Consider the following 23,370-nt stretch of genomic DNA (forward strand, 5'->3'; position numbering starts at 1 on the left):
CATGGAGCATACCGTCCGCTGGGGCATCCTCGGCACTGGCAAGATCGCCCGCGCGATGGCCAATGGCTTGCGCGATGCGCCCGGCGCGCAGCTGGCGGCGGTCGCCTCGCGCAGCAGCGCCGGCGCGCAAGCCTTCGGCACCGAATTCGGCATCGAGCGCTGCCACGGTTCCTACCAGGCGCTGGCGGACGATCCTGGCGTGGACGTGATCTACATCGCTACGCCGCACACCCTGCATGCGGAAAATGCCCTGATGTGCCTGGCCGCCGGCAAGCACGTCGTGTGCGAAAAGCCGTTCACGATGAACGCGCGCGAAGCGCAGGCCGTGGTCGATATGGCGCGCGAGAAAAAACTTTTCTTGATGGAAGCGATGTGGAGCCGCTTTCTGCCCGCCGTGCAGGAAGCCAAACGCATCATCGCCAGCGGCGAAATCGGCGTGCTGCGGCAGGTGCAGGCCGATATCGGCTTTGTCGCCCATTTCCCGCCCGAGCACCGCATGTTCAATCCCGAACTCGGCGGCGGCGCGCTGCTCGACGTGGGCATCTATCCGCTGTCGATGGCGGCCTTCTTCCTCGGCCCGGTATCGCAGGTGCAGGCGCTGGCCGAGATGGGCGCCACCGGCGTCGATGAACAGGTGGTGTTCTCGCTGCTGCACGCGGGCGGCGGCACCTCGTCCTGCGCCTGCAGCCTGCGCGCGCAGACGCCGACGGAAATGACGATTTCCGGCAGCCTGGGCCGCATCCGCGTGCCCAGCCGTTTTTACAAGCCCGACCACCTGATCGTCGAAGCGATGGATGGCGCACGCCGCGTCGTCGCCGCACCGCACCTGGGCAACGGCTACGCGCACGAGGCCATCGAAGCGATGCGCTGCATCCGCGCCGGCCTGCTGGAAAGTCCCGTCATGCCGCACGCCGACAGCGTGGCGCTGATGCAGAACCTCGACACCATGCGCGGCCAGATCGGCCTCGTCTACCAAGCCGACCAGGCGAGAACAGGAACCCCATGACATCGCACGCATCGCGTCCCAGCCTGAAAACCGTCCTCATCGCCAGCGGCGTCGTGCTGACCCTGGCGATGGGTGTGCGCCACGGCCTGGGCTTCTGGATGCAGCCGATCTCGCAAGCGAACGGCTGGACGCGCGAAACGTATTCGCTGGCGCTGGCCATGCAAAACCTGATGTGGGGCGTCTTCGGTCCGTTCGCCGGCATGGCGGCCGACCGTTTCGGCACCATGCGCGTCGTCATCGTCGGCGCCATCAGCTACATGGCCGGCCTCGTGTGGATGGCGCTCGTGACGCAGCCCACCCTGTTCATCGTCGGTTCCGGCATCTTCATCGGCCTGGCGCTGGCCTGCACGGCCTTTGGCGCCATCAGCGGCATCATCGGCCGCAGCGCGCCGCCCGAGCAGCGCTCGTGGGCCTTCGGCATTTCGTCGGCGGCCGGCTCGTTCGGCCAGTTCCTGATGATGCCGGTCGAGCAGCAGCTGATCTCCGCCGTAGGCTGGCAAAACGCCTTTTATGTGCTGGCCGCGCTGGTGCTGCTGGCGATGATCCCGATGGCCTTCTACCTGCGCGAACCGCCCGTCTCGCACGCCAGCGGCCCGCAGCAAAGCATCGGTGCCGCCTTCAGCGAAGCCATCGCCAGCCGTTCGTTCTGGCTGCTGCTGGCCGGCTATTTTGTCTGCGGTTTCCAGCTGGTTTTCATCGGCGTGCACTTGCCGGCCTACCTGAAGGACCAGGGCCTGATGAACCCGAACATCGCCGTCACGGCGCTGGCCCTGATCGGCCTGTTCAACATCGTCGGCTCCTACTATGCGGGCAAACTCGGTGGCAAGATCGCCAAGCGCTACCTGCTGTCGGCCATCTACGTGACGCGCGCCGTGGTCATCACCGTGTTCCTGCTGGCGCCATTGTCGGCATGGTCCGTGTACCTGTTCGCCGCCGGCATGGGCGTGCTGTGGCTGTCGACCGTGCCGCTGACGAACGGCATCATCGCCGGCATCTTCGGCGTGAAGCATCTATCGATGCTGGCCGGGATGGTGTTCTTCTCGCACCAGGTGGGCAGTTTCCTCGGCGCGTGGCTGGGCGGCTACCTGTACGAGCACCAGGGCAGTTACCACGTCGTGTGGATGATCACCATCGGCCTGGGCTTGCTGGCCGCGCTGATCAACCTGCCCATCGACGAGCGCGCCGTCAAGCGCGTGGCGGTGGCCGCGTAATGGCCAGCTGGCGCACGTGGCTATGGCGCCTTGCCGGTGCCGCGCTGCTGGCTCTCGTCTTCCTCGCCTATCTGCGCCCCGACTTCATGCTCGACCTGGCAAACCGCTTCTGGATGTGCATGTAGGCTGCGCGGGCGCAATGTAGTTTGCGAAAAGTCGGATTACGCTACGCTAATCCGACCTACCCGGCCTGCCGCCGCGCATATCGCGTAGGTCGGATTAGGCCGAAGGCCGTAATCCGACAACACCCGAAAATAAACAATACCAACGGCGCTTAGGCCGAAGGCCGTAATCCGACAACACTCCGAAAATAAACAATACCAACGGCGCTTAGGCCGAAGGCCGTAATCCGGCAACACCTTGAAACCATGCGATACCGACGCGCATCCCAGCCTGGCGGCAGTTTTTTCTTCACGGTGGTGACGGCTCATCGCCGCCCCATTTTTTCTTCGGCAACAGCTGTGGACTTGCTGCGTGACGCATTCAGCGCCGTGCGCCATCAACGGCCATTCGCTATCGACGCCATCGTCATCTTGCCCGATCACCTGCACTGCATCTGGACCCTGCCTGAAGGCGATGCCGATTTCATGACGCGCTGGCGCTTGATCAAGACGAGGTTCAGCAAGCGCTGCGATCTTGAAAATGTCTGGCAGCAGCGGTATTGGGAGCATGTCTTGCGCGATGAGCGCGACTTCGCCAAGCATGTCGATTACATCCATTACAACCCCGTCAAGCATGGTCTTGTGAGCAAAGCCATCGATTGGCCGTATTCCAGTTTTCACCGGTATGTAAAGCAGGGATGGTGTGCTGCGGATTGGGGCGGCGATGGTGTGGATGTGGCGGGTGTTGGGCGGGAGTAGGCGGGGTCAACAATGTTGTCGGATTACGCTACGCTAATCCGACCTACCGTTTGCGTCATGAGTAGGTCGGATTAGCGCAAAGCGCGTAATCCGACATGCAATGTAAGACCTACACCTTCAAAAATTCCTCTTTCCCACCCAGCCAGCGCGCCAGGTGCGCTTCCACGGTGGCTGCGGCCGCCGCCGTGGAAGCGTGCAGCAGGTCGTGCGCCACGTCGCGGGCCTGGTCGACCAACCATTGGTCCGTTTCCAGGTCGGCGAAGCGCAGCATGGCCTGGCCGGACTGGCGCGCGCCGAGAAATTCCCCGGGACCGCGGATTTCCAGGTCGCGGCGGGCGATTTCAAAACCGTCCGTCGTCTCGCGCATGGTCATCAAGCGCTGGCGCGCCACGCCGCCCAGCGGTCCCTGGTACAGCAGCAGGCAGACACTGGCTGCCGAGCCGCGGCCCACGCGGCCGCGCAGCTGGTGCAGCTGCGACAGGCCGAAACGCTCGGCGTGCTCGATCACCATCAGCGAAGCGTTCGGCACGTCGACACCCACCTCGATGACGGTGGTGGCCACCAGCACGTGGATATGGCCGGCGATGAAAGCGTCCATCACTTCCTGTTTTTCCGCCGGTTTCAGGCGGCCGTGCACGAGGCCCACCTGCAGCGCGGGCAAGGCATCGGCCAGCATCATGTAGGTATCGGTGGCCGTCTGCAGCTGCAGCGCTTCCGATTCCTCTATCAGCGGGCAGACCCAGTACACCTGCCGGCCTTCCAGCGCGGCTGCGTAGACGCGGGCGATGACTTCGTCGCGCCGGTTCTGGTCGATGGCGCGCGTGACGATGGGGCTGCGGCCGGGCGGCAGCTCGTCGATCACCGACACTTCCAGGTCGGCGTAATACGTCATGGCCAGGGTGCGCGGGATGGGCGTGGCCGACATCATCAGCTGGTGCGGCACGGCCGCGCTGTCGCCCTTGTTGCGCAGGGTCAGGCGCTGGCCCACGCCGAAGCGGTGCTGCTCGTCGACGATCACCAGGCCCAGTTTGGCAAACAGCACGTTATCCTGGATCAGCGCATGCGTGCCGATCACCAGCTGCGCTTCGCCCGATTCGATCAGGGCCAGCGCCGCCGTCTTTTCCTTTTTCTTCAGGCTACCCGTCAGCCACGCCACCTTCACGCCCAGCGGTTCCATCCAGGCGGCGATCTTGCGGAAGTGCTGCTCGGCCAAAATCTCCGTGGGCGCCATCAGCGCGGCCTGGTAGCCGCTGTCGATCGCCTGCGTGGCGGATAACGCCGCCACGACCGTCTTGCCGCTGCCGACGTCGCCCTGCAGCAAGCGCTGCATCGGATACGGCTGGCGCAGGTCAGCGCGGATTTCCTCGAGCACGCGCGCCTGTGCGCCCGTCAGCTTGAAGGGCAGGGCGGCGCCGAAAGCGTTCGACAAATTGCCGACGATGGGCAGGGACGCCGCGCCCTTCGAGCGGCGCGCGCGCTGGGCGCGTTTCAGCGACAGTTGCTGCGCCAGCAGTTCATCGAACTTCATGCGCACCCAGGCCGGGTGCGAGCGGTCCATCAGCGCGCTTTCATCGATGTCCTGCGGCGGATAGTGCAGCAGGTGCACGGCGGCGCGGAATGGCGACAGCTGCATCTGGCGCAACAAATCGTCCGGCAAGGTGTCCTGCCAGTCGATGCGGCGCATGGCGTCGGCGATCTCGCGGCGCAGCACGTGCTGCGACAGGCCTTCGCCGGACGGATACACGGGCGTGAGCGCCGTGGGCAGCGGCGCGCCTTCGTTGACCACCTTGTACGTCGGGTGCACCATCTCGGCGCCGAAAAAGCCGTGTTTGAGCTCGGCGCGCGCGCGCACGCGCGTGCCTTCGGCCAGCTGCTTGACCTGGCTGCCGTAGAAATTCATGAAGCGCAGCAGCAAATTGCCCGTTTCGTCGGCGATTGTCACCAGCAATTGCTTGCGCGGCTTGAAATTGACTTCGCACTTGGTGACGATGCCTTCCACTTGCCACGACTCGCCGCCGCGCAGGCAGGCGTCGCGTATCGTGTAGACCTTGGTTTCGTCCTCGTAGCGCATCGGCAGGTGCAGCACCAGGTCCATATCCGTGCGCAAGCCCAGTTTGGCCAGCCGGCTTTCCGTGCTGACCACTTTTTTGGCGGCTTTCGGCTTCGCGGCCGGCTTGGCTGAGGGCGGAAGATCGGGCTTGGGATCGGACATATGCAAGGTTTTGGTGCCGCTAGCGTAAAATAGAGGGTTGTCCGGCACACCCTGTGCGTACCGCAGTCGTAGTTGCTGCGGCGGATTATTGTAATGCCTGTATAGGCGCACAGTATAGTGCCAGATGTTCCATTGCGCACTCCTAATCATTTTTGACGTACTTTTGAAGCAAAACGCATGTATTCGCTTTCCGATTTCGATTTTAATTTGCCGCAAGAAAACATTGCGCAAACTCCGTTGGCCGAGCGCAGCGCCTCGCGCCTGTTGCATCTGGACGGCGAGACCGTGGTCGACCGCCAGTTCGCCGACATCGTAGGACAGCTAGCCGCGGGCGACCTGCTGGTAATGAACGATACGCGCGTGCTCAAGGCGCGCTTTTTTGGCGTCAAGGAAAGCGGCGGCAAGATCGAGGCGCTGGTCGAGCGCGTGCTCGACGACCGCACCGTGCTGGCCCAGGTGCGCGCGTCGAAGTCGCCGCCGCCCGGTTGCCGCATCCGCCTGGCCGACGCCTTCGACGTGACGGTCGGCCAGCGCGCCGGCGAATTCTTTACCTTGCACTTCGAGGCCGACGTGTTCGAACTGATCGAGGCGCATGGCCGTTTGCCGCTGCCGCCCTACATCGAGCACGATGCGGACGAATTCGACGAAACGCGCTACCAGACGGTCTTCAACAAGGTGCCGGGCGCTGTCGCCGCGCCGACGGCGGGCCTGCATTTCGACCAGGCCCTGCTCGACCAGTTGAAGGCCAAGGGCGTCAACTTTGCCTATGTGACCCTGCACGTGGGCGCCGGCACCTTCCAGCCCGTGCGCACGGAAGTGCTGGCCGAACACAAGATGCATACCGAGTGGTACACCATGCCGCAGGAAACCGTCGACGCCGTGCGTGCCGCGCAGCAGGCCGGGCGCGACGTGGTCGCCGTCGGCACGACCAGCCTGCGCGCGCTGGAATCGGCCTCGCAAAGCGGCCAGCTGGTGGCGGGCAGCGCCGATACGGCCCTGTTCATCACGCCCGGCTATGCCTTTAAAACGGTGACGCGCCTGATCACCAACTTCCATTTGCCGAAGTCGACCCTGCTGATGCTGGTGTCGGCCTTTGCCGGCTATGAGCCGATCCGCAACGCCTACGCGCATGCGATCGCGCAGAACTACCGTTTCTTCAGCTATGGCGATGCGATGCTGCTCACCACGCAATCGCGCGCTGCGCTGAACCTTGATACCCCCGTGAAAGACTGACCATGCTGGAATTTACATTACTCAAGACCGACACGAGCGGCCTGACCAAGGCACGCCGCGGCACCTTGAAACTCAACCATGGCGTCGTGCAGACGCCGATCTTCATGCCAGTGGGCACTTACGGCTCGGTGAAAGCCATGTCGCCGCTGGAACTCAACGAGATCGACGCGCAGATTATCTTGGGCAACACGTTTCACCTGTGGTTGCGTCCAGGCAACACCGTCATGGAAAAATTTGGCGGCTTGCATGGTTTCATGGGCTGGAACAAGCCGATCCTGACGGATTCGGGCGGCTTCCAGGTGTTTTCGCTGGGCGCCATGCGCAAGATCACGGAAGAGGGCGTGCATTTCAATTCGCCCATCAACGGCGATAAGCTGTTCCTCTCGCCGGAAGTGTCGATGCAGGTGCAGCGTGTCTTGAATTCCGACATCGTCATGCAGTTCGACGAGTGCACGCCGTACGAAATTCAGGGCCGCCCGGCCACCATCGAGGAAGCGGCCAAGTCCATGCGCATGTCCTTGCGCTGGGCGCAGCGCTCGAAGGACGAGTTCCACCGCGGCGAAAACCCGAATGCGCTGTTCGGCATCGTGCAGGGCGGCATGTTCGAGATGCTGCGCGACGAGTCGCTGGCCAAGCTCGAAGAGATCGACTTCCCCGGCATCGCCATCGGCGGCCTGTCCGTCGGCGAGCCGAAGGAAGACATGATGCGCATGCTGGCCCACGTGGGCCCGCGCCTGCCGGCCAACAAGCCCCATTACCTGATGGGCGTGGGCACGCCGGAAGACCTGGTGGCGGGCGTGTCGAACGGCATCGACATGTTTGACTGCGTCATGCCGACGCGTAACGCCCGCAATGGCTGGCTGTTCACCCGTTTTGGCGACATCAAGATCAAAAATGCCAAGTACAAGGAAGACCAGGCGCCGCTGGACGAAACCTGCAGCTGCTACGCTTGCCGCAACTTCTCGCGCGCCTACCTGCACCATCTGCACCGCTCCAAGGAAATCCTCGGCGCGCGCCTCAATACCATCCACAACCTGCATTACTACCTGGACCTGATGCGCCAGATGCGCGAAGCGCTCGATGAAGACCGTTTCCACGCGTTTACGCTGCAATTCCATGCGGAACGCGCACGCGGAACTTAAGAAAACCTTAGCTTGCGCTCTGGCGGCAGCATGGCCGGAAGTTTTGTGTATTGGTGCTTGGACGGGGGCGAGAAAGCATTGCATAATGCCTTTTTAGCCCCATTTGAAGCTGCCATGCCTGCAATTGGGGGCTTGGCGGATTGCCAATGCTAGAATACAGCGCTATTTTTTCAAACTGATTAGAACTGGAGTCACCGTGTTTTTCATTTCCAACGCTTATGCGCAAGCCCCAACCGACGCCCTGGGCCTCGGCGGCAACCTGACCAGCTTCCTGCCGCTGGTATTGATGTTCGTGGTCATGTATTTCCTGATGATCCGTCCACAGCAAAAACGCGCCAAAGAACAACGGGCGATGATGGACGCGCTGGCCAAGGGTGACGAAGTCGTCACCGCCGGCGGTATGCTGGGCCGTGTTGTCAAGGTAGTGGACGCTTACGTCACCATCGAAGTGGCGACCGGCACCGAAATCACGGTGCAAAAGAGCTCCATCACCACCTTGCTGCCTAAAGGCACCCTGAAGGCGCTGTAATTCCTCGCTGTCATTGCCAAAGCAATGATTGAACGGGGCGGCTACCCGCCGCCCCTCGCGACGCCTCCGACGCTCAACACTGAACGCTGAATCAATATGAATCGCTATCCTGCCTGGAAATACATCATCATCGTCGTCGCCTTATTGCTGGGCGCACTCTATACGGCACCCAATTATTTCGGTGAGTCACCGGCGCTGCAAGTAACCAGCGGCAAGTCGACCGTCAAGGTGACGGGCGAGCTGATGACGCAAGTCGAGCAAATATTGACGAAAGAGAACGTCAAGTCGGAAGGTGTCACCATGGATGGCGCCGGCAACCTCGCCTCCGTGCGCGTGCGTTTCGCCGATCCCGATACCCAGTTCAAGGCGAAACTGGTGCTGGAAAAGGACCTGAATCCCGATGCCAGCGATCCCGCGTACATCGTGACGGTCAACCTGCAAGCCAATACCCCGATGTGGATGCAAAAATTGCATGCCTTGCCCATGTTCCTGGGCCTGGATTTGCGCGGCGGCGTGCACTTCCTGATGCAGGTCGATGCAAAAGCAGTACTGAACAAGAAAGTCCAGGGCGTCCAGTCCGCCGCGCGTAGCGTGTTGCGCGACAAAAATATCCGCCATGCGGGCATCGAGCGCGTGGGCGACAGCGTGCAGATCAACTTCCGCGACGCGGAAACGCGCCTGAAGGCAAAAAATGTGCTGTCCGACCAGATGTCGGAACTGGCTTTCGCCGATGCGGGCGAAGGCAGCGATTTGAAATTGAACATCACCCTGAAGCCGGCCGCCCTGAAAGCGACCATCGACGAAGGCGTGAAACAGAATATCTCCACCCTGTCCAAGCGCGTCAACGAGCTGGGCGTGGCCGAGCCGCTGATCCAGCAGCAAGGTCCCGACCGCATCGTGGTGCAATTGCCTGGCGTGCAGGACGTGGCTCGCGCGAAAGCCATCATCGGTCGCACGGCGACGCTGGAAGTACGCCTGGTCGATGAAAGCATCGTGCCTGGCACCGAACTGTCGAGCGCCATCCCGTTCAACTCGGAACTGTTCACCGTCGGTAAGGGCGTCCCTGTCGTGCTGGCGAAAGACGTGATCCTGACGGGCGACTATATCTCCAGCGCCACGGCCAGCTTCGACCAGAACCAGCAAGCGGCCGTGTCGATCGACCTGAACGGCGACGGCGGACGCAAGATGCGCGAAGCGACGCGCGAACGCGTGGGCAAGCGCATGGCCATCGTGCTGTTTGAAAAGGGCAAGCCGGAAGTGCTGTCGGTGGCGACAATCCAGCAGGAACTCGGTTCGCGCTTCCAGATCACGGGCATGGGCGGCGCGGAAAACGCGAATGAACTGGCGCTGCTGCTGCGCTCGGGGGCCCTGTCCGCACCGATGACCGTCATCGAAGAACGCACGATCGGACCGCAGCTGGGCGCGGAAAACATCGCCAAGGGCTTCCACTCGACCTTGTACGGCTTCATCGCCATCGCCATCTTCATGATCGCCTACTACATGCTGTTCGGCGCCTTCAGCGTGCTGGCCCTGGCCACCAACCTGCTGTTGCTGGTCGGCTTGCTGTCGATGATCCAGGTGACCTTGACACTGCCAGGTATCGCCGCTATCGCGCTGGCGCTGGGCATGGCGATTGACGCCAACGTGCTGATCAATGAACGTATCCGCGAAGAGCTGCGTGCCGGCAATACGCCGCAAGCGGCGATCGCCGCCGGCTTCGACCGTGCCTGGGCCACGATTCTGGACTCGAACGTGACCACCCTGATCGTCGGCCTGGCACTGCTGGCCTTCGGCAGCGGTCCCGTGCGCGGCTTCGCTGTCGTGCATTGCCTGGGCATCCTGACCTCGATGTTCTCCTCCGTGTTCGTGTCGCGCGGCGTGGTCAACCTCTGGTATGGCCGCAAGAAAAAGCTGACGACCTTGTCGATCGGCACGGTGTGGGTGCCGGGCACCAGCAAATAAGCGACGGCCCAGCCTTACCCAATAGCGACAACAGCGATCGCGTCCGGTGGCACAGCCGCCGGACGCACAGAATAGAACTCAGAGGATTTCATGGAATTTTTCCGGATCAAAAAAGATATTCCCTTCATGCGCCATGCGTTGATTTTCAACGTGATTTCGGCCGTGACCTTCCTTGCCGCCGTCTTCTTCCTGGTGCACAAGGGCTTGCACCTGTCCGTCGAATTCAAGGGCGGCACGCTGATGGAGGTGAAATACCCGAAGGCGGCCAATCTTGAAGGCATACGCGGCACCCTGATCGCCATGGGCTATGAAGAGCCGGGCGTGACCAGCTTCGATACGGCGCGCGACGTGATGATCCGCCTGCCGGTGGAAAATGGCGTCAGCGCCGCAAATACCTCGCAGCGCGTGTTCGAATCGCTGTGCAAGGCCGAGCAGGGCACGACCAAGGCCATCGACACCGTCACCGCCAAGGGCGAACATGTGCTCAAGAGCGCGTGCATGGACACCGCCGGCAATGAAGCGGTGGTACTGCAGAAGGTTGAATTCGTCGGCCCGCAAGTGGGCGAGGAACTGGCGCAGAACGGCTTGAACGCGCTGGTGGTGGTGATTATCGGCGTGATGATCTACCTGGCCATCCGCTTCGAATGGAAATACGCTGTCTCGGCCATTATCGCCAACTTGCATGACGTGGTGATCATCCTGGGCTTCTTCGCCTTCTTCGAATGGGAATTCTCGCTGACGGTGCTGGCGGCGATCCTGGCGGTGCTCGGCTATTCCGTCAACGAATCGGTGGTGATCTTTGACCGTATCCGCGAAAACTTCCGCAAGCAGCGCAAGGCTTCCGTGCATGAAGTGATCGACAACGCGATCACCAGCACCATTTCGCGTACCATCATCACCCACGGTTCGACCCAGATGATGGTGCTGTCGATGCTGGTCTTCGGCGGCCAGACCCTGCACCACTTTGCACTGGCGCTGACCATCGGTATCTGCTTCGGTATTTATTCGTCCGTGTTCGTCGCGGCCTCGATCGCCATGTGGCTGGGCGTCAAGCGCGAAGACTTGATCAAGCCGATCAAGGAAAAAGACGAAACCGACGGCGCCGTGGTGTAAGCACAGGTTTTTTGCAGGTCGAATGAGGAACGATCACCGTTTGCGGTGGTCGTTTTTTTTATGGTGGATGACAATGAAGCGTTTGATAGTGATGGGCATCATGGCAGGCATCGGCACATTGGCCAGTGCCGCGCAATTGAGCCGTGCGGACAGCGGCGCCATCGCCCTGCGCGGCCCGATTGCCGAGGGCGACGTGGACAAGCTGCGGCTGCTGGCCACGCCGGGTACGACGCTGTTGCGCGTCAATAGCGAGGGTGGCGATGCGCTGGCGGCCATGCAGCTGGGCCGCTATCTGCGCCGGCAGCAATGGGATATTGCCATCGACACGGTGTGCGCGGGCAGCTGCGCCCTGTATGTCTTCCCGGCCGCGCGGCACAAGCGCATTCCGGCCGATGCCGTGCTGGCGCTGCAGGAATCGGCTTTCCTGCGTGCGCAGGCGAGCCCGGCACAGATGCGCCGCACCCTGGCCGAGGCGGGCGTGGCGGCTGAGGACATCGGCAGTGAAACGGCGGCACTGGCGGCCCGATTGGCCGACACGGCGGCGCAGGAAGCGGCGTTTGCCGCCGAGCTGGAGATTGCTCCCGCCTTTTACCGCGATTTTCCGCAAGTGACGGCGCAGGCCGAGAGCGTGCGCCGGCGTTTTCCCGACCAGGAGGCCGCCGTCTACTGGTGGCCGGCCGCCGCCCGCCTGCGGCGCTGCTACGGCATCGCCGGCGTGGACGAGGGGCCGCGCGCGGTTCGCCTGGCGCCCGACGGTTATCTGTACGTGCCGGCCCTGTCCGCGCTCGTCATGGGCGACCAGGCCTTGCAGGACTGTCCATGAGCCGCAGCGGCCGCTTGTTCCTGCTGATGGACGCCATGCGCGCCAGGCGCGTGCCCGTCACGGCGGCCCAGCTGGCGCAGCAGCTCGGTGTTTCCGAGCGCACGATCTACCGCGATATCCAGACCCTGGCCGAACTGGGCGCGCCCCTGCAGGGCGAGGCGGGCATCGGCTACGTGCTGCGCCGCGGCGCCTTCCTGCCGCCGCTGATGTTCGGCGCCGATGAACTGGAAGCGCTGGTGCTGGGCGCGCGCTGGGTGCGCCGGCAGGGCGATGCGGGCCTGGCGCAGGCGGCCAGCAATGCCCTGGCCAAGATCGCGGCCGCCTCGCCGCGCGATTTGCGCGACAGCATGGCCGAGACCAGCCTGTGGGTGCCGCTGGGCCGTCCCGCCGATGGCACGCAGCCGGCCGACCCGGCCGACCGGTATGTGCAGCCGGTGCGCGAGGCCATCCGCTACGAACAGAAACTCACGCTCGCCTATCAGGATGAGTATGGCAGCGCCACCTCGCGCACGGTGTGGCCGTTTGCCCTGGCCTTTTTCGAAGGCAAGCGTCTGCTGGCCGCCTGGTGCGAGCTGCGCGGCGATTACCGGCATTTCCGCATCGACCGCATCGCCAGCGTGCAGCAGCATGAGGAGCGCTATCCCACGCGCCGCCACGCCTTGCTCGATACCTGGCGCAAGGCCCACGATATCGATCCCGAATCCTGATATTCGCTCCTGACAAAAACTGTCAGTGCCCGGCCCTACGATGGTGGCTTCTTCACTCACCGGAGCCATTTACCATGCGCCTGTATCACCACCCCATGTCCTCGAATGCCCGCCGTGCCCTGATGACGGCGATCCACCTCGGCCTGCCGCTGGAGCTGGCCGAAGTCGACCTGATGAATGCGGACGACCGCCGCCGCCTGGCCGAACTGAACCCCAACGGCAAGGTGCCCGTACTGGCCGACGGCGCTTTCCTGCTGTGGGAATCGTGCGCCATCATGCAATACCTGGCCGAGCAGGTGCCGGGCCAGACGCTTTATCCGCAGGCGCCGCAAGCGCGTGCCGACGTCAACCGCTGGCTGTTCTGGGCCGCGCAGCACTTCGCGCCCGCCATCAGCGTGCTGGCCTGGGAGCGCGCCTGGAAAGGCATGACGGGCAATGGTCCGGCGGACCCGCTGGAAGAGGCGCGCGGCGAGCGCGATCTGCATGAATGCGCCATCGTGCTGGACGCGCATCTGGCGGCGCGCAATTGGCTCAGCGGAGACGATGTGACCCTGGCCGATTTCGCCGTGGCCGCGCCCCTGATGTACAGCGAGGCCGTGCGGCTGCCGCTGGCGCAGTACCGGCATATCGAGGCGTGGTTCGCCCGCGTGCGGCAGCTGCGTGCCTGGCAGGAAACGGAGGTGGAACTGGTGCCGGGATAATGTGCGCGCTAAGTGTGTCAACGCACGGAGCCGGCGCGGCGTACCGCATAAGATAGGGCTGTCTCTTTCAGGACATCCCTAGCTTTGGACTTTACCCGCTTTCGAGCGGGTTTTTTTTTGAATAGCGGCTTGATAAATTGATAATCGCTGCACAGATGGGACACATCCCACTTCCAGCAGGTACGCCATGTTCATGCCACGCCATCCGAAACCCCTGTTGAGTACGAAGGCGGTTGCCACGCAGGTCGTCCAGCAGAAGCAGGGGACCCAGCCCATGGACAAGCATGTGCTGATCGTCGAGACGGTCAAGCCGGCGGCACCGCCGCCAGCGGGCAAGAAGTCTGCAGCCTAGTGCACGAGTACCTTCAGCAGCGACTGCACTTCATCGTCCGATTCTTCCATGATGCTCGACAAGGTCGCATCGTCGCCGATCAGGCAATCGATGCTGCGCGCGGCGCGCGCTGCCCGTACGGCAATGGCGGCCGGGCTTTCGTTGAGGGGCGACGAGACGGGCGCCAGATCATTTGCCAGCAGCAGGGTGTCGCCCAATGATTCGGGCGGGATGGCGCGCAAGCCCTCCCACAGCGCATCGATGGCGCCCCGCACCGCTTCCGGCACCTTCAGTTTGGCCAGGACGCCGTGGCCGATGGCTTGTTCGCCATGTTCGACCCAGTCCTCGGGTTCGCCATCGAGGATGCCGGGGAATTCGGCCGCGCGCGACAGCAGATAAAACCCGCCCACTTCATGCATGATGCCGGCAAACAGGGCCGTATCGGGATCGACCCTGGTGACGCGGCGGGCCAGCACCTGCGACAGGGCCGCCACATGGGCCGTATGTTCCCATAGCTGGTTGGCCTTCGCCTGCAGCGCGGGATCGGTGATGGTGCTGCCCAGCTGGCGCACGATCAGCGATGCCACCACCGATTGCAAGGTACGCACGCCGAGCCGCTGCACGGCGTTGCGCACGCTGGTGATTTCATTGCCGGAACGGTTGAACGCCGCCGAATTGGCAATGGCCACCGTGCGCGCGGCCAGCAGCGGGTCTGCCTGCACCAGCTTGGCGGCGGCCTCGATATGGCAGTCGGGATCGGACAGCGCCTCTTGCAGCTTGAGCGAAGCGTCCACATTGGCAGGAAAGGTCAGCTCGCCACGAGCGGCTTGTGCGGCGATGCTTTTAAAGGCGTCGAGTCTGTTCATTGAAAAAATTATACTCGCAATATTTCCGTACGGAACTTTTTAACCATGATCTTTTCGCAAACAGCTTAGCAAAAGGCAAGCAAAGCCCCGTAAACGCAAAATGGGCACGCGTACAGTCGACGCGTGCCCATTTTGAACGACGAAATTCCGAACGCTTAACAAAACCATTGCGAGCGGATGGGATTTGTGGCTAAGAAGCGCAACCGTACCTTAGTACGGGGGCGCCGAGCCGGTGAGCATCGCAGGCCGCAAAGCGCACCGCGCAGCAGGTTTTGTTACGCGTTGTTAGAGAGATTCGCTGAAGATGGCGTCGCAGCCTTCCACCAGCTCGTCGCTGTCTTCCAGTTCATCGGTCAAGCCCAGGTCGAACAGTTCTTCGACGGCATTCATGAAGCTGTTGTGCTTGGTGGCGCCGATCAGGCGGTAGATTTCGCCGTCTTCGTTGCGCACGCCGATGATCAGTTTTTCCTGGCGCACCAGTTCCGGCGTGCTGGCGTTGAGCAGCAGGTTGCCGATGATGTGTTTATCGAAATGTGCGGGCTTTTTGCCTTCGAGCAGTGTGGTTTTCAACTTGGTTTCCTTTGTCTTGTTTGAATGTCTGTGCTTGGTGAATGGTCAGCCGTGGCCGTTGGCGATGGCGTGCTTCAAGCCCGCCAGGGTAGTTTCCAACTGCATGAAATCGTCTTCGGTATAGCCGTCGAACAGCTGTTGGCCCTGCTTGGTCAGCTTGGGGAACACGTCATGGAACACCTGTTCGCCCTCGCAGCTCAGGCGCACATAATAGGAACGCTTGTCGCGTGGACAACGTTCGCGTATCACCAGCCCCTTTTGTTCCAGCCGGTCCACCACGCCCGTCAAAGTCCCCTTGGTAATCAGGGTTTTCTGGCCCAGTTCCTTGTAGGACATGCCGCAGGTGTTGCCGAGCGTGGCAATGATGTCGAATTGCGCATGCGTCAAGCCGTACTGGCGCACGAAGTCGCTAGAAAACCGCTCGAAGCCTTGCATGCATTCGGCCAGCAGCCGGATACTTTTTAAATATCGTTCACCCATGGCAGTGATTATATCCTTCCGCTCCGCTTTTTTCCGCCGCGTCAGGATCGCCCTTGCATGAGGGGCTCGATGGGGCGGAAGTCCGGTATCATGTGGGCAACTCAGCCCTTGCCCCGATCCCGCCCGCCGATGTCCTTCGCTAATCTTTCCCGTATCGGCCTCGACAAACCGTTGCGTTTGCTGCTGGTGCATGCCGGCGATGCCGAGTCGATCACGTGGGCCGGCCTGGCGCAGCCGCTGCGCCTGTGCGCGCGGGCGCTGGGGCCGCAGGCGTTCCAGCTGGACGTGCGCACGCCGGAACAGGTGGCCGCGCAGGGCGGCCACTGGCATATCGCGCTGCTGGTGGCCGATGAAACGCAGGCGCCGCTGCGCAACGAGCTGTGCCGGGCCGTAATCGAGCGCTGCCGCTCGGCGCCGTTCTGGGGCGGCGTGGGGGCGGCCGTGCTGTGGCTGGCCGACGCGGGCGTCATGGATGGCGTGCGCATCGCCTTGCCGTGGGCCTTGTATGCCGATGCGGAAGCGAAGGCGGAACGGGCCATCCTGACGCCGCATTTGTTCGACATCGACGGCCCGCACCTCACCTGCTGCGGCGGCGCGGCCAGCATCGACTTTTCGCTGACCCTGATCGAAACCATCTTTGGCGCCGACGTGCAGGCGCTCGTCAAGGAAGCCTTGTGCGTGGACAAGGTGCGCGGCAAGGAGGAACGCCAGCGCGTGGCCCTGCAGGCGCGCTTCGGCGTGTTGCAGCCGAAACTGTCCGAAGCGGTGACCTTGATGGAAGCCAATATCGAGGAGCCGCTGTCGACGGACGACATCGCCAGCCTGGTGGGCCTGTCGCGGCGCCAGCTGGAGCGGCTGTTCAAGCAATACCTGGGCAGCCTGCCGTCGCGCTACTACCTGGAACTGCGCCTGCAGCGCTCACGGCAACTGTTGCTTGATACACATTATTCCATCGTGCAAGTAGGCCTGATGTGCGGCTTTTCCTCCGGCTCGCACTTTTCCACGGCGTTCGGCACCCTGTTTGGCAATACACCGCGCGAAGAGCGGCAAAGAAAGCTCATGCCCCCGGTTTGATTAAGGCAAGCCCGGCTGTGATGAATTGTGAAAATCCTTGTCGCAGATTCAAAAGAGTTTTAGCATCCCACTTTTTATAATGCAGTACACACGTAGCTGTCGTAGCTGCGGAGTACCTAACATATTGATGGGGAAATGCTATGAATGCCAAGCTTGATTCGACCGTAACGGCTCGTCCAGTCACCCGGGAAACCTTTGACCAGGTCCTCGTTCCTACCTACGCTCCTGCAGCCATGGTGCCCGTGCGCGGTTCCGGACTGGATCTGTGGGACCAGTCAGGCAAGCATTACCTCGATTTCACCTCCGGCATCGCCGTCAACAGCCTGGGCCACTGCCATCCGGCCCTGGTCGACGTGCTGACCAAGCAAATCAATAATTTGTGGCATTTGGGCAACGGCTATACGAACGAGCCTGTGCTGCGCCTGGCGCTGGCCCTGACGGAAGCGACCTTCGCCGACCGCGCCTTCTTCTGCAACTCGGGCGCGGAAGCCAACGAAGCGGCCCTGAAGCTGGCGCGCAAGTACGCGCACACCAAGTTCGGCGCGCACAAGTCGCGCATCATCTCGTGCTTCAGCTCCTTCCACGGCCGCACCCTGTTTACGGTGTCCGTCGGCGGCCAGGCCAAGTACACGGAAGGCTTCGAGCCGCTGCCGCCGTCGATCGACCACATCGCCTACAACGACATCGAAGCGGCGCGCGCCGCCATCGGCGATGACGTGTGCGCCGTGATCGTCGAGCCGGTACAAGGCGAAGGCGGCGTGGTGCCTGGCAATCCGGAATTCCTCAAGGAGCTGCGCGCCCTGTGCGACAAGACCGGCGCCCTCTTGATTTTCGACGAAGTCCAGAGCGGCATGGGCCGCACTGGCGCGTTGTTCGCCTACATGGGCTACGGCGTCACGCCGGACATCCTGACTGCCGCCAAGGCGCTGGGCAACGGCTACCCGATCGGCGCCATGCTGACCACGAATGAACTGGCGCAAACGCTGGCCGTCGGCACCCACGGCACCACCTACGGCGGCAATCCGCTGGCCGCCACCGTGGCCCTGACCGTGCTCGACACGATCAACACTCCAGCGTTCCTGGCGCGCGTGAAAGAAGCGAGCGTCAACACCATCGCCATGCTGCAAGGCTTGATTACGGATTACCCGCAAGTGTTCTCCATCGTGCGCGGCAGCGGTTTGCTGCTGGGCCTGGTCGTCAGCGATGCCTTCAAGGGCCGCGCGAAAGACATCCAGAAAGCGGCCGAAGCGCAAGGCTTGATGGTGCTGATCGCCGGCATGGACGTGGTGCGCCTGGCACCGGCCCTGATCGTCTCGGACGAGCAGATCGCCGAAGCGGGCCGCTTGCTGCGCGCCGCCATCGACGGCATGCTGAAAGCCTGAGGCTAGCCTCGCTCCCTGTTTGATCACCGGCCCGCCGCTTTGCTGCGGGCCGGCTTGGTTCTGCCCCCAGCATCGTCAGCATTGAAGGAGTACCCATGTATGTTGTCCGTCCGGTAGAAATTGCGGATATTGCAGCCCTCGAAGCGCTGGCCGCGGTAACCATGCCGGGTGTCCATACCCTGCCGAAGACGCGCGAGAAAATCGCCGCCTCCGTCGAGCGCTCCATCGCCTCGTTTGCCGCCCATGTCGACATCCCCAGCGAAGAGTCGTACCTCTTCGTGCTTGAATCCCTGCTCGACAAGAGCATTGCCGGCACGGCCGCCATCTTCGCCTCGGCCGGCTCGAACGGCACCTATTTTTCCTTTCGCAACGACGTCATCCAGCAAGTCTCGCGCGACCTGAACATCAGCCACAGCGTGCATGCGCTGACCCTGTGTTCCGAGTTGACGGCGTACTCGCAGCTGTCCGGCTTCTTTGTGCGCAATATGGAGCAGGCGGGCCTGGAAGCGGCCCTGCTGTCGCGCGCGCGGCTGCTGTTCGCCGTGCTGGCGCCGCACCGCTTCGGCGACCGCTTCTTCGTGCCGCTGGCCGGCATCACCGACGCCAACGGCCAGTCGCCGTTCTGGGATGCGCTGGGCCGCAAGTTCTTCCAGATGGATTTCCTCGATGCCGAAAAAGTCATCGGCGGTGCGCGCAACCGCACCCTGATCGTCGAACTGATGCCGCACTACCCCGTGTACGTGCCGCTGCTGCCCGGCGACGCGCAGGCGGCCATGGGCCAGATCCACCCGAGCGGCGAACTGGCGTTCAATCTGTTGACGGAAGAAGGCTTTGAAGCGGACGATTACATCGACATCTTCGATGGCGGCCCCATCCTGCAGGCGCACAAGCATGCGCTGCGCTCGTTTACGGGCTCGCTCACGCGCCGCGTCGTCGCAGGCGTCACGCCCAGCCGCACGGGCCTGAAAGTCAATTATGCGGTCGCTTCCGGCGCCGAGCGCAATTTCCGCGCCGTGACCTTTGCCTGCGATGCGCTCGAAGCGCAGGACAGCATTGGCTTGCCGGCCGAGCTGCTCGAGGCGCTGGCCGTGGCCGAAGGCGACAGCGTCATTTGCGTGCGTATCTAAGGGAGTTAATTTTATGCTAGTAGTACGCGCCATCAACGCCAATGACCTCGATGCCCTGTATGGCCTGGCCAGCCAGGTCGGCACGGGCATGACCACCCTCAAGCCGGACATGAAAATGCTGGGCGACCGTCTGGCGATTGCCTGCGCCTCGTTCGCCGAAACCATCGCGCCCGAAAAGCGCGACTACATGTTTGTCATGGAGGATACGGACACGGGCCGCCTGGCCGGCGTATGCGCCATCAAGGGCGCCGTGGGCCTGGACGAACCGTTCTATAACTACCGCATCGGCACCCTGGTCCATTCCAGCCGCGAACTCGATGTGTTTACGCGCATGGAAACCTTGTACCTGTCGAACGACCTGACGGGCAGCACGGAACTGTGCTCGCTGTTCCTGCACCCCGATTACCGCAGCGGCAACAACGGCAAGCTGCTGTCGAAAAGCCGGTTTCTGTTCATCGCCCAGTTCCCGCACCTGTTTACGGAAAAGCTGATCGCCGAAATGCGCGGCTACCAGGCGCCGGACGGCAGCTCGCCGTTTTATGAGGGCCTGGGCCGCCACTTCTTCAAGATGGATTTCCACCACGTCGACGATCTGACGAGCCTCGGTAAAAAATCCTTCATCGCCGAACTGATGCCGCGCCAGCCCATGTACGTGGCCTACCTGCCCGACGAGGCGCAGGAAGTCATCGGCAAGGTGCATCTGAGCACGGCGCCCGCGCGCCGCCTGCTGGAACAGGAAGGCTTGCACTTCGAGGGCTATGTCGACATCTTCGACGCCGGTCCCGTGCTGCAGGCGCGCGTGTCCGAACTGCGCGCCATGCGCGACAGCATGCCGGCCGTGCTCGACGCCGAAGCTGCGCCTGAAGCGTGCGGCGACGTCGCCCAGGCCGAGCCTTACCTGGTGTCGAACACCGACCTGAAAGATTTCCGCATGATCGTCACCAGCGCCAACCCGCACAGCGGCAAGATCGCGCTGGACGACGATGAACTGCATCTGCTGCGCTGCCGCAACGGCGACACCGTGCGCACCTTGTCACTCAACCCGAGGAAGCATCCCCATGTCTAATGTGAATACCACGCAATCGAACTTCATCAACGGCGCCTGGCTGCCGGGCACGGGCCGCGAACTCGTTACCATCGATCCGTCGAACGGCAAGCAGACCTGGGCCAGCCTGGAAACGACGCCAACACAGGTCGAAGAGGCTTGCCAGGCCGCCCGCGCCGCCTTCGAAGCATGGGCCGATACGCCCGTCGAAGAGCGCATCGCCATCTGCGTACGCTTCCGCGAGCTGCTCAAGGAACATGCGGAAGCGCTGGCGCTCTTGATTTCGGAAGAAGTGGGCAAACCGTTGTGGGAGTCGCGCACGGAAGTGGCCACCATGGCCAACAAGATCGATATCTCGGTGCAGTCGTACCACGCGCGCACGGGCATCACGCAAAGCAGGATCGCCGACGGCGACGCCGTGCTGCGCCACCGCCCGCATGGCGTGTTCGGCGTCTTCGGCCCATACAATTTCCCCGGCCACCTGCCGAACGGCCACATCGTGCCGGCCCTGATCGCCGGGAACACCATCGTCTTCAAGCCCAGCGAATATGCGCCGCGCACGGCCATCAAAACCGTGCAGCTATGGCAGCAGGCAGGCTTGCCGGACGGCGTCGTCAACCTCGTCAATGGCGGACGCGACACAGGCGTGGCGCTGGGCGCGAATGCCCACCTCGACGGCGTGCTGTTTACGGGTTCTTGCCAGACGGGCATCAGCCTGCACCGCCAGTTCGGCGGCCAGCCGGGCAAGATGCTGGCGCTGGAAATGGGCGGCAACAACGCCCTCGTCGTATGGGACGTGAAGGACGTGGACGCCGCCGTGCACCACGCGATCTTCTCCGCCTTTGTCTCCGCCGGCCAGCGCTGCACCTGCGCGCGCCGCCTGGTGGTACAAGATAACGCCGCCGGCGCCGCCTTCGTCGCGCGCCTGGTGGAAGTGGCGGCGAAACTGGGCATCGGCGCGTCCGATGCGCAGCCGCAGCCATTCATGGGACCCGTTGTCTCGAGTGCCGTGGCCGCGCGCCTGGTGCAGGCGCAGGCGGACATGGTGGCCAAGGGCGGCACGGCCCTGCTGCAGATGCGCCAGTTGAATCCCGAGGCGGGTTTTGTCACGGCCGGCATCGTCGACGTTACCAACGCTGTCGGCATCCCCGACGAGGAATGGTTCGGCCCGCTGCTGCAGGTGATCCGCGTGGCCGATTTCGATGCTGCCCTGAAGGTTGCCAACGCCACCGAATTCGGCCTGGCCGCGGCGCTCTTGTCCGACGATGCGGCCCTGTGGCAAACCTTCCAGGTGCGCGCGCGCGCCGGCATCATCAACTGGAACCGTCCCACCACGGGCGCGGCCAGCACGGCGCCGTTCGGCGGCATCGGCAAGTCGGGTAACCACCGTCCGAGCGCCTATTACGCGGCCGATTACTGCGCCTACCCGGTCGCTTCGATCGAGAACGGCGTATTGGAATTGCCGGCCAAGCTGTCACCCGGCCTGAATTTTTAAGGAAACCCCATGCACAGCACGCGCGAATACAATTTTGACGGCCTGGTCGGGCCATCGCATAACTATGCCGGACTCTCGTTCGGCAACGTGGCCTCGTTCAGCAATGTGAAAAGCGCTTCGAATCCGAAGCAGGCCGCCTTGCAGGGCCTGGCCAAGATGCGCGCGCTGGCCGCGCGCGGCTTTGCGCAAGCCTTGCTGCCGCCGCAGGACCGGCCGAATTTCCGCCTGCTGCGTTCCATCGGTTTCACTGGCAGCGATGCCGAGGTGCTGGCGCGCGCCTACCAGGAGTCGCCCGTCATCCTGGCCTGCGCGTACTCCGCCTCGCCCATGTGGACGGCGAACGCCGCCACGGTCAGCCCGTCGGCCGATACGCACGATGGCCGCGTGCATTTTACGGCCGCCAATCTGAATAACAAGCTGCACCGCGCCTTCGAGCACGCGCAGTCGGCGCGCAGCCTGCGCGCCATTTTCAGCGACGAGCAGCACTTCGCCGTGCACGACGCGCTGCCGTCGACGCCCGCCTTCGGCGACGAGGGCGCGGCCAACCACACGCGTTTGGGCGCCAGCCACGGCGCGCCGTCCGTTGAATTGTTCGTGTATGGTCGCGTGGAGTTCGATCCTTCCGCGCCGTCGCCGAAGCGCTATCCGGCACGCCAGACCCTGGAAGCGTCGCAAGCCGTGGCGCGATTGCACGGCCTCGACGCGAAGCGCACCGTGTACGTGCAGCAGAATCCGGAAGTGATCGACCAGGGCGTGTTCCATAACGATGTCATCGCCGTCGGCAATGGCAATGTGCTGTTCTATCACGAACAGGCGTTTGCCGATGAAGAGGAAAGCCTGTCGCAGCTGCGCCGCGCCGTTGCCGCCACGGGCGCGCAACTGGACGCGCTGCGCGTGGACACGGGCCAGGTGCCGATCGCGGACGCCGTCAGCAGCTATCTGTTCAACAGCCAGCTGCTGACGAAAGAGGGCGGCAAGATGGCGCTGGTGATCCCGCAGGAATGCCAGGAAAACCGCGCCGTGTCGCGCTACCTGGAAGGCCTGGTGGCCAGCGGTGGACCGATCGATGAACTGATCCATTTCGACCTGCGCCAGAGCATGCGCAACGGCGGCGGGCCCGCCTGCCTGCGTTTGCGCGTGGCCCTGACGCAAACCGAGGCGCGCGCCATGCACCAGGGCGTGATCATGACGGAAACGCTGTACCATCGGCTGGTGCAGTGGGTGGAAAAGCACTACCGCGACCATCTGGAGCCGGGCGACCTGGCCGACCCGCAGCTGGCGCTGGAAGTGCACGCGGCGCTTGAAGAATTGACGATCATCCTCAACTTACCTGGATTGTACGACTTGTAGGCGATAGAAAAACACACAGAAAAAATCCGAGACAGACTATCCGTAGCACAGACAGAATTGGACGGGCGACCCCCGTCTCTTGACACCGCTGCCGCCCAGCCACAAGCCCGAACGACAGCGTTGGACATTCACATTACCGTAATGGAGATGC

General features: G+C 63.0%; 23 protein-coding genes. 19 read left to right on the forward strand and 4 right to left on the reverse strand.

Features of this window, described 5'->3' with window-relative positions:
- Position 1: 1 nt before the first annotated feature.
- The 4 genes from JAB8_RS17645 (at position 2) to JAB8_RS17655 (ending at position 3,077) form a co-directional block, all read left to right on the forward strand.
- A complete protein-coding gene (locus JAB8_RS17645) occupies positions 2-1,006 on the forward strand; it encodes a Gfo/Idh/MocA family oxidoreductase (protein WP_070290806.1) in 1,005 nt (334 codons plus the stop codon).
- Positions 1,003-2,217, forward strand: a complete 1,215-nt coding sequence (locus tag JAB8_RS17650; protein WP_070220695.1) for an MFS transporter — start codon at positions 1,003-1,005, stop codon at positions 2,215-2,217. The genes JAB8_RS17645 and JAB8_RS17650 overlap by 4 nt, the downstream gene beginning before the upstream one ends.
- A complete protein-coding gene (locus JAB8_RS30175; RefSeq protein WP_255206293.1) occupies positions 2,217-2,342 on the forward strand; it encodes a hypothetical protein in 126 nt (41 codons plus the stop codon). Before JAB8_RS17650 ends, JAB8_RS30175 begins: the two co-directional genes overlap by 1 nt.
- 243 nt (positions 2,343-2,585) lie before the next feature.
- Positions 2,586-3,077 carry a transposase gene (locus JAB8_RS17655; RefSeq protein ID WP_070290807.1) on the forward strand — a complete coding sequence of 164 codons (492 nt, stop codon included), beginning with the start codon at positions 2,586-2,588 and terminating at the stop codon, positions 3,075-3,077.
- 109 nt (positions 3,078-3,186) lie between these two features.
- Here JAB8_RS17655 and recG read toward each other — a convergent pair whose 3' ends face one another.
- Positions 3,187-5,289 carry an ATP-dependent DNA helicase RecG gene (gene recG, locus JAB8_RS17660; RefSeq protein ID WP_071654431.1) on the reverse strand — a complete coding sequence of 701 codons (2,103 nt, stop codon included), beginning with the start codon at positions 5,287-5,289 and terminating at the stop codon, positions 3,187-3,189.
- A gap of 177 nt (positions 5,290-5,466) precedes the next feature.
- Here recG and queA point away from each other — a divergent pair, with 177 nt between their 5' ends.
- The 9 genes from queA to JAB8_RS30180 all read left to right on the forward strand — a co-directional run bounded on the left by queA (position 5,467) and on the right by JAB8_RS30180 (position 13,851).
- Positions 5,467-6,522, forward strand: a complete 1,056-nt coding sequence (gene queA, locus JAB8_RS17665; protein ID WP_070220691.1) for a tRNA preQ1(34) S-adenosylmethionine ribosyltransferase-isomerase QueA — start codon at positions 5,467-5,469, stop codon at positions 6,520-6,522.
- 2 nt (positions 6,523-6,524) lie between these two features.
- Positions 6,525-7,664, forward strand: coding sequence for a tRNA guanosine(34) transglycosylase Tgt (gene tgt, locus JAB8_RS17670; protein WP_034745502.1), 1,140 nt, complete (start codon positions 6,525-6,527; stop codon positions 7,662-7,664).
- Positions 7,665-7,860: 196 nt separating this feature from the next.
- Positions 7,861-8,193, forward strand: a complete 333-nt coding sequence (yajC, locus tag JAB8_RS17675) for a preprotein translocase subunit YajC (protein WP_034745505.1) — start codon at positions 7,861-7,863, stop codon at positions 8,191-8,193.
- 96 nt (positions 8,194-8,289) lie between these two features.
- The gene (secD, locus tag JAB8_RS17680; RefSeq protein ID WP_070290808.1) at positions 8,290-10,155 is read left to right on the forward strand and encodes a protein translocase subunit SecD; all 1,866 of its coding nucleotides are present in this window, start codon (positions 8,290-8,292) and stop codon (positions 10,153-10,155) included.
- Positions 10,156-10,245: 90 nt separating this feature from the next.
- Positions 10,246-11,268 carry a protein translocase subunit SecF gene (gene secF / locus JAB8_RS17685; protein WP_070220687.1) on the forward strand — a complete coding sequence of 341 codons (1,023 nt, stop codon included), beginning with the start codon at positions 10,246-10,248 and terminating at the stop codon, positions 11,266-11,268.
- Between the two features lie 73 nt (positions 11,269-11,341).
- Positions 11,342-12,091: a hypothetical protein gene (locus JAB8_RS17690; protein ID WP_139143079.1), complete on the forward strand. Its 750-nt coding sequence runs from the start codon at positions 11,342-11,344 to the stop codon at positions 12,089-12,091.
- The gene (locus tag JAB8_RS17695) at positions 12,088-12,798 is read left to right on the forward strand and encodes a YafY family protein (RefSeq protein WP_070220685.1); all 711 of its coding nucleotides are present in this window, start codon (positions 12,088-12,090) and stop codon (positions 12,796-12,798) included. The genes JAB8_RS17690 and JAB8_RS17695 overlap by 4 nt, the downstream gene beginning before the upstream one ends.
- Positions 12,799-12,872: 74 nt before the next feature.
- Positions 12,873-13,499: a glutathione S-transferase family protein gene (locus JAB8_RS17700; protein ID WP_070290810.1), complete on the forward strand. Its 627-nt coding sequence runs from the start codon at positions 12,873-12,875 to the stop codon at positions 13,497-13,499.
- Between the two features lie 217 nt (positions 13,500-13,716).
- Complete coding sequence (locus JAB8_RS30180; RefSeq protein WP_275528103.1) at positions 13,717-13,851, forward strand: hypothetical protein; 135 nt, start codon at positions 13,717-13,719, stop codon at positions 13,849-13,851.
- On the opposite strand, the gene JAB8_RS17705 is transcribed toward JAB8_RS30180, so the two are convergent.
- From JAB8_RS17705 to JAB8_RS17715, 3 genes are all read right to left on the reverse strand, one after another.
- Positions 13,848-14,696, reverse strand: coding sequence for an HDOD domain-containing protein (locus tag JAB8_RS17705; RefSeq protein ID WP_070220681.1), 849 nt, complete (start codon positions 14,694-14,696; stop codon positions 13,848-13,850). The two genes, JAB8_RS30180 and JAB8_RS17705, sit on opposite strands and share 4 nt — an antisense overlap.
- 285 nt (positions 14,697-14,981) lie before the next feature.
- Entirely contained in the window at positions 14,982-15,266 is a 285-nt protein-coding gene (locus JAB8_RS17710; protein WP_070290811.1) for a hypothetical protein, read from the reverse strand.
- Positions 15,267-15,311: 45 nt separating this feature from the next.
- Positions 15,312-15,701, reverse strand: a complete 390-nt coding sequence (locus JAB8_RS17715) for a MarR family transcriptional regulator (protein ID WP_083287030.1) — start codon at positions 15,699-15,701, stop codon at positions 15,312-15,314.
- Positions 15,702-15,875: 174 nt separating this feature from the next.
- On the opposite strand from JAB8_RS17715, the gene JAB8_RS17720 reads away from it, so the two are divergent.
- The 6 genes from JAB8_RS17720 to astB all read left to right on the forward strand — a co-directional run bounded on the left by JAB8_RS17720 (position 15,876) and on the right by astB (position 23,219).
- On the forward strand, positions 15,876-16,820 hold the full coding sequence (locus JAB8_RS17720; RefSeq protein WP_070290812.1) for a helix-turn-helix domain-containing protein: 945 nt from the start codon (positions 15,876-15,878) through the stop codon (positions 16,818-16,820).
- A gap of 140 nt (positions 16,821-16,960) precedes the next feature.
- Positions 16,961-18,202 carry an acetylornithine/succinylornithine family transaminase gene (gene astC / locus JAB8_RS17725; protein WP_070220673.1) on the forward strand — a complete coding sequence of 414 codons (1,242 nt, stop codon included), beginning with the start codon at positions 16,961-16,963 and terminating at the stop codon, positions 18,200-18,202.
- Positions 18,203-18,297: 95 nt separating this feature from the next.
- Entirely contained in the window at positions 18,298-19,329 is a 1,032-nt protein-coding gene (locus tag JAB8_RS17730; protein WP_070290813.1) for an arginine N-succinyltransferase, read from the forward strand.
- Positions 19,330-19,342: 13 nt separating this feature from the next.
- Complete coding sequence (gene astA / locus JAB8_RS17735) at positions 19,343-20,395, forward strand: arginine N-succinyltransferase (protein ID WP_070290814.1); 1,053 nt, start codon at positions 19,343-19,345, stop codon at positions 20,393-20,395.
- Entirely contained in the window at positions 20,388-21,869 is a 1,482-nt protein-coding gene (gene astD, locus JAB8_RS17740; protein ID WP_070290815.1) for a succinylglutamate-semialdehyde dehydrogenase, read from the forward strand. Before astA ends, astD begins: the two co-directional genes overlap by 8 nt.
- Before the next feature lie 9 nt (positions 21,870-21,878).
- Entirely contained in the window at positions 21,879-23,219 is a 1,341-nt protein-coding gene (astB, locus tag JAB8_RS17745; RefSeq protein ID WP_070290816.1) for an N-succinylarginine dihydrolase, read from the forward strand.
- Positions 23,220-23,370: the final 151 nt, after the last annotated feature.

It is taken from the genome of Janthinobacterium sp. HH106 (genome assembly GCF_001758725.1).
Taxonomy (GTDB): domain Bacteria; phylum Pseudomonadota; class Gammaproteobacteria; order Burkholderiales; family Burkholderiaceae_D; genus Janthinobacterium.

What these genes read in the sequence shown, in the direction of transcription:
- JAB8_RS17645 (WP_070290806.1), top strand. Translation starts at nt 2, where the DNA reads ATGGAGCATACCGTCCGCTGGGGCATCCTCGGCACTGGCAAGATCGCC.
- JAB8_RS17650 (WP_070220695.1), top strand. Translation starts at nt 1,003, where the DNA reads ATGACATCGCACGCATCGCGTCCCAGCCTGAAAACCGTCCTCATCGCC.
- JAB8_RS30175 (WP_255206293.1), top strand. Translation starts at nt 2,217, where the DNA reads ATGGCCAGCTGGCGCACGTGGCTATGGCGCCTTGCCGGTGCCGCGCTG.
- JAB8_RS17655 (WP_070290807.1), top strand. Translation starts at nt 2,586, where the DNA reads ATGCGATACCGACGCGCATCCCAGCCTGGCGGCAGTTTTTTCTTCACG.
- recG (WP_071654431.1), bottom strand. Translation starts at nt 5,289, where the DNA reads ATGTCCGATCCCAAGCCCGATCTTCCGCCCTCAGCCAAGCCGGCCGCG.
- queA (WP_070220691.1), top strand. Translation starts at nt 5,467, where the DNA reads ATGTATTCGCTTTCCGATTTCGATTTTAATTTGCCGCAAGAAAACATT.
- tgt (WP_034745502.1), top strand. Translation starts at nt 6,525, where the DNA reads ATGCTGGAATTTACATTACTCAAGACCGACACGAGCGGCCTGACCAAG.
- secD (WP_070290808.1), top strand. Translation starts at nt 8,290, where the DNA reads ATGAATCGCTATCCTGCCTGGAAATACATCATCATCGTCGTCGCCTTA.
- secF (WP_070220687.1), top strand. Translation starts at nt 10,246, where the DNA reads ATGGAATTTTTCCGGATCAAAAAAGATATTCCCTTCATGCGCCATGCG.
- JAB8_RS17690 (WP_139143079.1), top strand. Translation starts at nt 11,342, where the DNA reads ATGAAGCGTTTGATAGTGATGGGCATCATGGCAGGCATCGGCACATTG.
- JAB8_RS17695 (WP_070220685.1), top strand. Translation starts at nt 12,088, where the DNA reads ATGAGCCGCAGCGGCCGCTTGTTCCTGCTGATGGACGCCATGCGCGCC.
- JAB8_RS17700 (WP_070290810.1), top strand. Translation starts at nt 12,873, where the DNA reads ATGCGCCTGTATCACCACCCCATGTCCTCGAATGCCCGCCGTGCCCTG.
- JAB8_RS17705 (WP_070220681.1), bottom strand. Translation starts at nt 14,696, where the DNA reads ATGAACAGACTCGACGCCTTTAAAAGCATCGCCGCACAAGCCGCTCGT.
- JAB8_RS17715 (WP_083287030.1), bottom strand. Translation starts at nt 15,701, where the DNA reads ATGCAAGGCTTCGAGCGGTTTTCTAGCGACTTCGTGCGCCAGTACGGC.
- JAB8_RS17720 (WP_070290812.1), top strand. Translation starts at nt 15,876, where the DNA reads ATGTCCTTCGCTAATCTTTCCCGTATCGGCCTCGACAAACCGTTGCGT.
- astC (WP_070220673.1), top strand. Translation starts at nt 16,961, where the DNA reads ATGAATGCCAAGCTTGATTCGACCGTAACGGCTCGTCCAGTCACCCGG.
- JAB8_RS17730 (WP_070290813.1), top strand. Translation starts at nt 18,298, where the DNA reads ATGTATGTTGTCCGTCCGGTAGAAATTGCGGATATTGCAGCCCTCGAA.
- astA (WP_070290814.1), top strand. Translation starts at nt 19,343, where the DNA reads ATGCTAGTAGTACGCGCCATCAACGCCAATGACCTCGATGCCCTGTAT.
- astD (WP_070290815.1), top strand. Translation starts at nt 20,388, where the DNA reads ATGTCTAATGTGAATACCACGCAATCGAACTTCATCAACGGCGCCTGG.
- astB (WP_070290816.1), top strand. Translation starts at nt 21,879, where the DNA reads ATGCACAGCACGCGCGAATACAATTTTGACGGCCTGGTCGGGCCATCG.